This is a genomic window from Vibrio sp. OPT46, assembly GCF_015163535.1.
GTDB lineage: Bacteria > Pseudomonadota > Gammaproteobacteria > Enterobacterales > Vibrionaceae > Vibrio > Vibrio alginolyticus.
In genome coordinates this window covers 1-12,633 of the sequence record NZ_JADDYG010000333.1, presented here as the reverse complement: position 1 = coordinate 12,633, position 12,633 = coordinate 1, and the positions used below count along the sequence as shown (strand labels likewise).

Sequence of the window (12,633 nt, the reverse complement as noted above, 5' to 3'; positions counted from 1 at the left end):
TATTGATTAGCGTATCGCTTTCTCACTACTTCCTCACTCCTGTGGATAGGCTACCTACCATCAAGCCTTTAGAATTCGAAAGTGAGAATGTGCAGCCATCAATTAAAAAGAAGACTCGTAAGCAAAAAATCACTATCGGTGTTGTTGAATACTCTTTTGTCGCTTCATTATTAAAATCAGGAGTGAGTCAAAAAGAGATCAACTTGCTATTAGCACTTATCAAAAGCAAGTTTAATATTATTGACTCTATTAAAAGAGGTGATAACTTTATCTTAAGAACTAAATTAAATAGTAAAAATGAAACTTACATTAGTTCTTTTTACTATTTAGGCAGTAAAACTGATTTATTTATTATCAATGATGGTCACGGTAACGTATTTGATGAGCATGGTGTGTCGATAAATAATCAGTTCATGTTTTCTTCACCCTTTGATAAAAACTACAGAGTGAGCTCTGACTATGACTTAAAGCGAACACATCCAGTGACCAATATAACGACTCCGCACTTAGGCACTGATTATGCCACACCTGTAGGTACACCGATTCGTAGTATTGCTGATGGCGTCGTTTTAAAGTCCCGCTACAACCGTTTTGCCGGCAACTACATTAATATCCGCCACACAAATGGCTCTGTATCACGCTACCTACACTTATCTCAGCGCAACGTCCATGTTGGTGAGAAGATCAGCCGAGGACAAGTGATAGGGAAAACGGGTAACACAGGAAGAACAACAGGGCCGCATTTACATCTTGAACTGCACATCAATGGTGTTCCGGTTGATTACGAGCGATACATTCAAAGGCACCCAAACACTGACGTAAATATAGAAATGCTGATTGCAGCGAGAAAAGAAAAAGCGGAATTAACAGCGGAATGGCAACGGTATAAGTAGTCAAACAGGTAACAACAGCCACTTCGATTCGCTCTTTCTTCATTTATCTGAAGCGAGTCCTCGTAACCCTCTGAGCGCTTCGTAGTCTGTCGCCACTAACCAATTTCATGATCAAAAAGAGCCGCTACATGCGGCTCTTAATGATTATAATTTCCCGATATTCCATCGGTTTCCCCTTTACCAAACACGTTGTCCTCTTGTTCTTGAACGCAAGTGGTGCGCACCTCTATCATGTTCACATAAAAAATCAATAAAAGAATAAAATGAATACTCATTGTATTGGTTAGATATTTAATACAAAGAGGCCCAACAATGGCCTCTTTCTGATTTTTTAAATAGTGACATTGTCACGATTATGAGTAGTTTCTATCATATTCAGCGCTTGCCTTTCTCAGCCCTTCTAAATCGTCTGAACATAAAAATCTCTTCAGGCTGTCGATTTTCTTATCAGGCCAATCATATATCCTAAGAGCAAGCAGTTCGTCTATCGTCTCTCGAGAAAAGCGATATTTGACATGCTTAGCTGGTGAACCCGCAACCATACTGTAAGGCTCAACATCTTTCGTCACCACACTGTTTGCCGCAACGATTGCTCCTTCTCCGATAGTCACACCCGGCATTATCATGGATCGCATACCGAGCCAGGCGCCATCGCCGATATGAGTATCTCCTTTCCCGACGTACGCTTCTTCAATAAAGTCCATAAATGGGTACAAGGAGAACCAATCAGCTCTATGTGTACTGTTTCCCCCCATAACAATGACAACTTCCGCTGCAATACAGACAAAGTCACCTATATGTAACTTATCAATCTTCCATTTTGGTTCCCAATCGCGGCTGAACTCATCGCCTTGTAGATATCTTACAACAGACTCTTCAAAACCGGCGTCCCAACAATCACTGTAATAACTATGTTTACCTTTAATCGTTATATTTGGGTTCGTAATAACTTCATGTAGCAAAGTCACCTTAGACCAATGCTTAGTTTTCATGAATACTCCTATAAATACTATCGAATAAAACACTGCAGATAGTATGTATCTAAATAAGCTCTAATAATTACATAGTTCCTAATACTACTAAAATTCACTTCACCACCGAGCTAATAATATGGTAAGCAGCCTCTACTCTTTCGGCATTAGGGTAGTTTTTATTCGCTAGAATCACTATGCCTATTTTTTCAGAGGGTACATACGCGACATATGCCCCAAAGCCACCTGTTGAGCCCGTTTTGTTATACCAAATGTCTCGACCGAGAGTACCGGATTCACTTGCTTGAACCGGTTTAGCGTTGAGAATTACGTCGCTGGAGTTACCTTTCAATAATTGTGAAAGTGAGACGGGATAATCATAACCTTCCCACCCTACTGCTTGCGTAAATGTATCGGTATTAAAATACTTAATGTGAGTTTGCTCTAGCGCATTCTCCATATCATTATTCAGTTGCGCTTGCCCCATATTTGCTTCGATATATTGAAGCATATCTGAGCTCGTTGATTTAATACCATAGGCTTGCGCATCAAGAATACCTGGATTAACTCTAACGGGGTTTCCCTCAGAACTATAACCAAAAGCATAGTTATTAAGCTTATCCTTTGGTACATCGACAAAGGTATTGGTCATACCGAGCTCAGGCAGGATGACGGTTTCCATCATTTCCGTATAGTCTGACTTGATACTCAAGGCACCGATGTAGCCAAATAGACCAATACTAGGGTTTGAGTACTTCCTCTTAGTACCGGCTTCGTACTCCGGTTTCCACGTTTTGTAGTACTGCATCATTTCAGCGTCGTTCGTTACTTCGCTAGGAAATTGCAATGGTAGACCACCCGCAGTGTAGGTGGCGACATGAACTAGCTTGGTATTACCCAGAGCACTATTCTCTAATTCTGGAATATAATCTTTGACCTTGTCATCCATGTCTAGCTTACCTTTTTCTTGGGCATACCCAGTCAAAGTAGCGGCAAAAGTTTTACTGATAGAACCGAGTTCAAAAATTGTGTCGTTGGTGACTAAACTCCCCTTACTTTCGTCAGCAAAACCGTAATTGTAAAAATAACGCTTGCCATCAATCGTTACTGCAACAGCCAACCCCGGAATGTCGTATTCGTTTATTAATCCTTTAGCGCAATCATCAACTACGCTCTTTAATTGACTGCTAACCGTTAACTCCGTTTTCGCAAACGTGACGAAAGAAGTGAGCGATAAAATGGCCAGCAAGGCATTGTTTAACTTCATTGAACCCTCAATTTTTTAATTTTAACTTATAATTAATTTCTAGTTTATTCCAAGGCTTTTAACTTTTTATATAAAAGTAATCCTGACTTGAAGAACTCCAATCGTTAACCCTCGATGAATAACACTGTGTCTTCAAATTTTTAGTGCGATATAAACAGGTCTAAACCTGATCACCGTTGATAGGTAGGCCGGTTAGATACGAATGTAAGTAACATCCGTTTCCAAAATGGGGAAATAGTGTACTCATTACGCTTTCTCCATATCACGATAACGGTATACTAGGTAGATATACTTGGTATATACAGATCCACATCCTCACAACGCTTTAGAACCACTTTTCAACGTCTACAGAGAAAACGATGCCATTTTCACTACACTTCGAAACTGGAAAAGTCACCAGCCAACAGCTTTATTCCGAGATATACCAAGGGATATTAGAAGGCAGATTACGATCAAATGAGAGATTACCGTCAACCCGCATGCTGTCGAAAAAGTTAGGCATAGCAAGAAACACTGTCATTTCGGTGTATGAGCGACTTCAGTTCGAGGGGTGGATAGTAAAAAAGGCAGGGTCTGGCACGTACGTAAGTAATGCTCTAGAACAAACGATGGATCAAGATAAGAGACCAATAAAACACTACCAACTAGGGGGGTTTGGCACTAACGCAGCGAAGAAGCCAGAGATCATCGCACCAAAGAATCTAGACTATGACTTCACTTTAGGCGTTCCTGATCATCAGAGAATAGCAAAGCATATTTGGCGACACTCAAGACTGAGTAGGCTCAATGCATTAACTCCAGAGTTTGCACATGGCGGTGATTTACAAGGGTTAGCTTGTTTACGAGAGTCTATCTGCGAGTATGTGAGACACTCGAGAGGCGTAATCTGTGACCCTGAAGACATCATCATTACTCAAGGGTGCCAGCAGGCAATAATGACGACTCTCCTTACATTACTCTCTCCCGGGGATCTCGTGTCGACGGAAGATCCAGGATATCCTGTTTTTCGAAATCAAGCTCGATTACTTGGCGCGCAAATAGGCTCCGTGCCGATGGACGACCAAGGTGTTGTCGTTGAATCAATCCCTTCTAATACCAAAATTATTTATACAACGCCTAGTCATCAGTTCCCTTTAGGCTTTAGCTACTCAGTTGAAAGGAAGTTAGAACTGCTGAGATGGGCAGAAGTTAATAACGCAATCATTATCGAAGATGATTATGATGCGGAATATCACTACCTCAATACCAGTAAGCAAGCTCTCAAGTCACAAGATAAAAATGACTGCGTCATTATGGTAGGCAGTTTCTCTAAAATACTATTTCCCGGCATACGCATTGGCTATATGATTCCACCAAAGTCTTTAATGGAGCCAATTTCAAATATGTTGTGGCACTTGGGAAGAAGTACATCTGTAGTGTCTCAAATCCTACTTGACGAATTCATGCGTGACGGTCATTTCTCTCACCATTTACTCAATATGAATAAAATCTATAGCGAAAGGTACCATAAACTCACTCAATTAATTGACAACGTAGATTGCTTACAACGTATTCCAAGCCAAGGTGGATTGCATATAGCAGCTGAAGTATCGGGATGCGCGACACAAATGATGAATAAACTGGCTTCATCAAATGTAGCGGTTTATCCATCATCGCATTTTTCTATCAACAATCATTCTAATGCCCTCTTATTTGGGTTTGGCATTATCCCTATCCAAAAAATAGAAACAGCATTTGATATTATTCAATCAGTATTGGATTAAAGCAGATATAAAATTATCGTTTTGCTCGGTATCAATTTATCGTCTTGTTATCACCAGCAGAGTCAGGGGCAACTGCGAACTTGGAACGCTTTTCAACCAAATAAGAGTTCACTACGAATTGTGTCGCTCTAACCCGCTTGGTTTGGCTTCAGCCCCAAAACTATATTTCTTCGACTGTAGACGCACTAGGTTCAAGTAAAGCGACGTATCACGCTGACACTTTCAGCGCCACCAGCAACCCTATTGCGTAAATCATCTTCTTTTAAGTTCACATCGAGCATTCAATGAACCTTATTTTTCTAATATCGAACAGTAAGTTCTGCTTAACACTCTATCAAAACACTATCTTTCGCTAGATGTTAAAGAAGAAAAGACTTCAAGGTAATTAAGGATTTGTTATAGAGTATTGACCTACATAATAAAGATCACAATCACGACATTAATCTCCAGTAATTTACCATATCGCTTCATGATCGCTTAGGATACAAATTATCGAAAAATACCAAACCCTAGGTTAATACGCTGTTAACGGCTCAAAAAAATAACGAAGTTGTACCGCAATTATATCAACATCATTTTCATGTAAAAAATAACGAGCGCCTTGGATACCGATCTCCCAATTATCTGAGAGGTTGTAGCCAACTTCTGCACCAATATATCCATCAAAACCATCCACTTCCGTCGTTATCTTGCTGCCTTGATACGTACTTTCAATATCGGTATCCCAGAACAAGCCCCCCAAACTCAGTTTTGCGGACCATGAATTGTATTGCCAGAACTTATAACCGATGTCGAAGCCCATGCCCTTAACAAGGAGTGGGGCTATAGATGCGACATTGGCGTGATAGTCTTCTGGTGAAGTAGTAGCACTACGCAATGTAGCACTACCTTCACCCATATCAATATAACGAATAGTTCCAGACCATTGATCAGAAAAAGTATATCCCAACCCGACAGAGCGATAGAACCCGGTGTTGTCAGTAGAGATTACGTTATCACCTTTAACAGCATCACGCTCATCTGCATGGCTTGACCCCATTTGAACATCAACATACCAGCCCGCTTGACTACTAAAACTAAACACAGCAATTAGTGCTAGAGCACTGTTTCTTCCATAACGTTGCATGGCTCCTAACAAAATCAAAAGCATCAACACCATGCCACCCAATGATCCTGCTGAAGTATTTTCAACCTTTACATCTCTTACCAACTTAACGGTCACTATAACTTTCCCCGCGTCTTGCAGGCCTTGGCTATCCTGAATGATATATGTCAACACATCATTGCCTTCAAACCCTGAGGTAGGGGTATAGGTCACGCTCTGATCTGCATTCATGACCGCCTGCCCATACTGCGCTTGGACTGAAACCAACTTCAATGTGTCGTTATCCGGATCGGTATCGTTAGCAAGGACATAAACCGTGACAGGGGTACGATCATCGGTGGTAATATTATCGTCCACCGCATTCGGATTCTGACTGTTTACCACATTTACCGTCACCTTCGCCGATCCCGTTCCACCATTACCATCCGTTACGCTATAAGTGATCAAAGCCTCCCCGTAGTACTGTGGTTGAGTGACATAACTTAGTTTGTTATCAACCACGCTAACACTACCAATATCTACAGAAGCGCGACTTACCTTCAGCCCATCACCATCAGCATCAGCATCATTGCTCAATACATCGATCGTCACCGTACCATTGAGACTAACAAACGCATTGTCGTCAATCGCTTGAGGGAGTGTATTATTGCTTACACGAGCGGCAACGACGCCAGGGTCAACGACACTGCCATTAGCCAATCCGTCATCATCGTTCGGACCACCGTCTTCAATGGTAAGTTGTACACACCAGTCACCTTCAGTCAGACCCTGTGACCATGAACTGTGCCCTGGTGGCGGACAATAACCAGCCTCGCCAGCACTAGAAGAAACCGTGTTTTGAGCATCCTCAATAAAGTCTATCCACCCCTGTTCAGCGTTATACTTTCGGTACACTGCATTTGCTGGAACAGGTAAACGCTGAGGCAAAACTAATTGATAGCTTTGGCCGGGCAGCGGCAAATTAGTTACTACAAAATCAAAGATTCCCCCTATGCTCTTCATGTTGATATCTTTAGGAAGCTCCTCATCCAGCAATAAAGCTCCTCCTGTTGCGTTAGTCAGAATGGTTATTCCTTTGCGTAAACAGACACCTGGCTGCCCCTCAATGAGGAAGCGATCTTTTTCTGACACAACCTGTTGAATTACGTTACAGTCAGAAATTGCATCAAGATAATCAGGGATACCATCACCATCACTATCATTATGACCTTCTTGATCATCCGGGATTAAGTCGCCATCACTGTCTTCACTCCCGAGCTCCGCCAATGTTTGTACCACTTCTAAATAGACATTCCGTGTCACTGATAATGGTGGAGTGCCATTGTCAGTAACTGTCAATTGCAAATTGTAAATCGCTGAACTCAGTAATTGCGGAGAGAAAGTCAATGTTTCGCTGTACATCTGCCCCGCAATCGCTTGGTTAAGTACATCGCTATCACTACTCCATCTGAAACTGTGTATATCGGACATATTGGCATCACTAACACTGCTCGTGATTGTGACCGGTTCAACACCATTTTCAATTTGGCTCCGCTGCTCCCCCGCCTGAGATACACTTACCGTGACCTTCGGAGCCACATTCTCTTCAAAGATTGTCAAGGTGTAACGACGCTTACTACCTAGATTAAGGGTGCTGTCCAGATCAATCACTAAGGTTTCAACGCCCTCATTTTGTCCATCATTAAGTAGTTCGAACGAAAGTTTGCCTTCGGTACCACTAGGTATCACCACTTCACCAGAGGTGAGCGTGTGGTCATCACTGTCCGTGCTTCCTGAAACCGTATAAGGTATGATTACTGGGTAGCTCGGCGAAGGACCGTTAAGGTGTATCGATACGCTATGATTGGTGCCTTCCGTGGTTTGCGCATCTTTGGAGATACTTATCAGTGGATACACTGTTACCGTTTGACTAGCTTCAGCGACGTTTCCATCAGAGTCTTGAGTGCGCCAATAGACCGTATTAGTTCCAGGTCGGAAAAAAGTCGTGCTGTCGACCAATGAAACAGGTAATAGCTTGCCTGTACTATCTCGTGCCACAGCAGAGCCTAATGCAACTTTAGTAAAGAGCGAAGTTGCGTTCACTTCGATATCTGAAGGTGCGGCTATTGTTGGTGCGTCCAATTTCGCACTTTTAATTGTCACGATTGCTTTCGCGGTGGCCTTTCCACCGTTACCATCTTTCACACTGTATTGCACTGCCACTGTACCAATTGAGGTCGTTACCAATTGGATTTGACTGCCCACAATCGTTGCCGTTCCAGATGTAGGTTTAACCCATTCCAGTTGTAATGTATCTAGATCAACATCGCTGTCGTTGCTGAGTACATCCAATAAGTAGCTACCATCGTTACTCTCGGTAAAGACATAGGTATCATTAACCGCCACTGGCTCATCATTAACGTTGATTACCGTGATGCTAAACGCTGCTAAAGATGTGCTTAGCTCACCGTCTGAGACACTAATAACAATATTATTGGTGCTGCCAACATGCTCATTTTCCGGCGTACCACTTAGCAACCCAGTTGCTCTATCAAAGGTTGCCCATGATGGTTTATTGCGGATTGAAAAGCTCAAGCTACTACTATCAACATCCGATGCCTGCAGCGCAAAGCGGTACGTACTGCCTTCGTTGACGGTAAGAGCAGGAGTGCCACTGATCACTGGCGCGTCATTGACATTGTTAACCACAATACTGAATCTATTGAGCATTGTGGTCGTGAGACCATCAGAAACCGAGATAACAATGCCCTGATATTTGCCAACATCACCATTATCTGGTGTACCACTAAGCGTGCCTGTTGATGCATCAAAGCTAGCCCAAGATGGCTTGTTCACGATACTGAAGGTGAAGGCTTGGCTGTCAACATCTGACACTTGTGGCGTGAACAGATAGGTGCTGTCTTCATTCACTTGTGTTGCTGGTGAACCAGAGATAACGGGTGCATCGTTAACGTTATTCACAGTAATCGAAAAAGCTGACAATGAGGAAGAAATAGTGCCATCGGATACGCTAATCACGATACCTGGATAAGTCCCCACATAACGGTTACTTGGCGTGCCAGAAAGCGCTCCTGTTGTCTTGTCAAATGTAGCCCAAGGTGGCTTGTTAGCTATCAAGTAGGTCAGAGTATCCGCTGGGTCATTGTCCAATGCCGCGGGCACAAACTGATACACACTATCTTCATCAACTTGCGCCGATGGGGTACCCGTAATCACTGGCGCGTCATTAACGTTATTCACCGTGATGGTCACTAACGCCACTCCAGAGGTAAGTTCTCCGTCACTTACGCTGTAAGTGAAACTGTCCTGACCAAAGAAGTTACTGTTACCCGTATAAACCGCGTGATTGCCTGTGACGGTAACATTACCGTTGACTGGCGATTTTACAATTTGATAGCTCAAAGATGAGCCTTCTGCATCGTTACCATTTAAAGTAATGGTCAGCGGTATTTCTTCCTCTCCCGTAGCACTGATATCGGTCGCGGTTGGTGTATCGTTGACTGCATTAACCGTCAAATCGACACGAACCTCTGTCGAGTCGAGATCACCGTCGTTGACCTTGAACAAGAAGAAGTCGGAGCCATTGAAGTCCGCTTCTGGTGTATAGCGCCAACTATTATTGGTCAACTGCTCTAGCACGCCATGACTGACTTGCTCAGTGATAAGATACTGCAGAGTGTCATCATCGTTATCAATATCTGAACCAACCAGCGTGATCACCAAACTATTGTCTTCATCAAGCGTTTGTGACTGTGCTTGCGCCATTGGTGCGTCGTTGACTGGTGTTACTGTCATGGTCACTGTTGCGGCGTTAGATACAGCACCTGCTAAGTCTGCCACCGTATAGGTGAAGCTATCTTCACCGAAGTAGTTCTCATTGGGGTTGTAAACAATCGCTCCTGACGCCGTCACGTTCACACTGCCATGTGCTGGCGTATCGACGACTGTGACACTAGTGAGTTCAAAACTGTCTCCAACATCGGCATCACTATCATTGCCTAATACATTGACCTCGAAGGAGCCTCCCTCTAGTAGTTGTGCACTGTTATCAACAGCAACGGGGGCATCATTCACTGGCGTAATATTGAGCGTGACGGTTGCAGGCACTGAGACTGCTTGACCACTATCGGTTAGCATGTAGGTAAAGCTATGTTGACCATTAACGTTCGCTGTTGGCACAATCTTTAAGGTCCCATCGACATTGACACTGACCGTGGCAAAACTGTATACCCCCTCTCCTTGACCAAGATCTTGCAGGGTAATACTACTCGGGGTGAATGACCCATCTTCAATATCACTGTCGTTACTTAAAATATCGAGTGTCGATGTGATATCTTCATCAAAAGTAAAACTGTCTTCCTCCGCTACTGGTGAGTCATTGACGGAACCGATATTGACGCTGACCGTGGCCGCAAGAGAAACGCCGCCTTCACTGTCTGCGATCGTGTAAGTAAAGCTATCGCTACCATTTTCATTCGGATTCGGCGTATATACAAAAGTGCCTACAGTTTGATCAATGGCTACTTGTCCTTTTTGAGGCAAACTAACTAACGATAAATCACCCGTTGGGATGCCATCTTCAACATCCTCCGCTTGACTACGCGCGCTGACTGCTGCGCTTGCGGTATCTTCGTCGGTGTTGATGGTCAGCGCTTTAGCGACTGGCGCATCATTTATAGCCATGATAGTGACGGTCACTGTCGCCTCTTGCGACTCCTGCAGCAGGGCATCTTTCACGGTATAGGTAAAGCTATCTGTGCCTGTCTCATTATTATTTGGCGTATAGGTAACAACGCCGTTGCTGATCGACACCTGACCTTTAATTGGTTGCGTTTTAATCGTTGTAGAAGAAGCGACCATGTCATCATTAACATCGGAATCGTTGGCTAACAGATTAAATTGTTTCGCCGTATCTTCCTCAGTCGAGAAGCTATCATCAACTACCGTTGGCGCGACATCGTAGCGTTTGGTCACAGTATCCGTCACTGCATCAGATGCGTTGCCTGCGACATCGGTTACCACCACGCTTACTGTCAACGTCCCCTCTTGCAAAACAGTGACGTCAATGCCCGTTACTTGCATGGTCTCCGAAGAAATTGTTTGACTAGCGCCGTCAATGGTCGTGGTACCGTCGGTCACGCTATAAGTGAACATCGCGTTCACTTCAGCTGCTGCGAAGGTAAAGCTCATCGCCTGTTCGTTGGTTTTGTTAATGCTCTCCTGATCAATACTGATGCTATGTCCAGTCGGGATCCCCGTATCCACTGAGATCAACAACTGAGTCGCTGCTGTATTGAGGTTGCCAGCTGCGTCGCTAAATTTCTCGGCTGCAACATCAATAGTTGCATCCTCAGTGCTTTCTTCTGCAGGTGTAAAGGTAGCCGTGTAACTGGCGCTACTGCCCGCAAAGTTAGAAAGAGTTCCTCCAGCCACGGTCACATCGGCTTCGGAAAAATCAGTTGCGGCTTCACTCAAGGTAAACGTGAGTGTTGCCGTTTCACCCGCTTTCAACGCAGCGCTGGAGCTAGTGATACTAACGGTTGGAAGCACAGTATCGACGCTGATGGAAAGTGGTGTAGCTGCACTATTGGTGTTACCAGAGGCATCGGTAAATGTGCCTGTGGCAACTTCAATAGTACCGCTCGTCGCACTCTCTTCCGTTGGTGTAAAGGTCGCAGTGTAGCTGCTACCACTGCCAGCAAAACCAGACAAAGTACCGCCACTAACCGTGATATCCGCCTCGGTAAAATCGCTCGACGCTTCACTTAAGGTAAAGGTAATGGTCGCCGTTTCGTCCGCTTTCAGCGCCAATTTATCACTGGAGATAGTCACACTCGGCACTAAACTATCAACGGTTATAGACAGTTGAGGCGCAGCAGTGTTGCTATTCCCGGCAGCATCGGTAAAGAAATCTGCCGCCACGTTAATCGTCGCTGTACTTGTACTGTCTCTATCCGGCGTAAAGGTGGCCGTGTAATTGCCACCGCTGCCCGCAAAGTTAGACAAACTGCCGCCAGTGACGGTGACATCTGACTCAGTAAAGTCACTTGAGGACTCACTTAAGGTGAACGTGATACTCGCCGTTTCGCCAGAGATCAAATCAAGGTCTGAGCTGCTCAAAGAAACAGTTGGCCTCACGTTATCTAACGTAATTGTTGTGCTATCTATACTGGAGGTGTTGCCCGCCGCATCGCTCTGGCTCGCCGCGACCGTCAGGGTGCCGTTGTTAAACGCACTTACATCAAACTCACTGCCAATAGTCGTCCAAGCCCCGGTATTGTCGGCCGTCACCGTACGACTGACTGAGTTGTTATTGTCCGTGATGGTCACGGTCACACTATTGCCAGCCTCCGCGCCGGAGCCAGCAATCAGCACATCACTGTCTTCTGCCGCATTGACGATACCGTCGATTGCAATCGGCGTGGAAATGGTAACAGCGGATGGCGCTGCGTTATCTAGGGTTACGCTCTGGGTGGCTACGGTGGAGATATTACCTGCTATATCAGCTTGGGTTGCAGACACAGTCAGGGTGCCATTGCTCAAGCCACTGATATCCAGCTCGCTGCCGCTCAACGTCCAGTTGCCTGAGTTGTCGGTCGTCACCGTACGACTGACAGAGCTGTTGTTATCCGTG

General features: G+C 44.4%; 5 protein-coding genes. 2 read left to right on the top strand and 3 right to left on the bottom strand.

The annotated features are described in order from the left end of the window. The first annotated feature begins 2 nt into the window (after positions 1 to 2). Positions 3 to 893: a peptidoglycan DD-metalloendopeptidase family protein gene (locus IQR33_RS15575; RefSeq protein WP_193843820.1), complete on the top strand. Its 891-nt coding sequence runs from the start codon at positions 3 to 5 to the stop codon at positions 891 to 893. Positions 894 to 1,246: 353 nt separating this feature from the next. Here the strand turns inward: IQR33_RS15575 and IQR33_RS15570 are convergent, their stop codons facing one another. Both IQR33_RS15570 and ampC read right to left on the bottom strand, forming a co-directional pair. After that, on the bottom strand, positions 1,247 to 1,885 hold the full coding sequence (locus IQR33_RS15570) for a CatB-related O-acetyltransferase (protein WP_193837933.1): 639 nt from the start codon (positions 1,883 to 1,885) through the stop codon (positions 1,247 to 1,249). A gap of 94 nt (positions 1,886 to 1,979) precedes the next feature. Continuing rightward, on the bottom strand, positions 1,980 to 3,131 hold the full coding sequence (gene ampC, locus IQR33_RS15565) for a class C beta-lactamase (protein ID WP_193837932.1): 1,152 nt from the start codon (positions 3,129 to 3,131) through the stop codon (positions 1,980 to 1,982). A 359-nt stretch (positions 3,132 to 3,490) separates the two neighbouring features. Between ampC and IQR33_RS15560 the strand changes: the two genes are divergently transcribed. After that, a complete protein-coding gene (locus IQR33_RS15560; RefSeq protein WP_193837931.1) occupies positions 3,491 to 4,894 on the top strand; it encodes a PLP-dependent aminotransferase family protein in 1,404 nt (467 codons plus the stop codon). Positions 4,895 to 5,408: 514 nt separating this feature from the next. On the opposite strand, the gene IQR33_RS15555 is transcribed toward IQR33_RS15560, so the two are convergent. Next, positions 5,409 to 12,602 carry an Ig-like domain-containing protein gene (locus tag IQR33_RS15555; protein WP_322631771.1) on the bottom strand — a complete coding sequence of 2,398 codons (7,194 nt, stop codon included), beginning with the start codon at positions 12,600 to 12,602 and terminating at the stop codon, positions 5,409 to 5,411. Between the last annotated feature and the right edge of the window lie 31 nt (positions 12,603 to 12,633).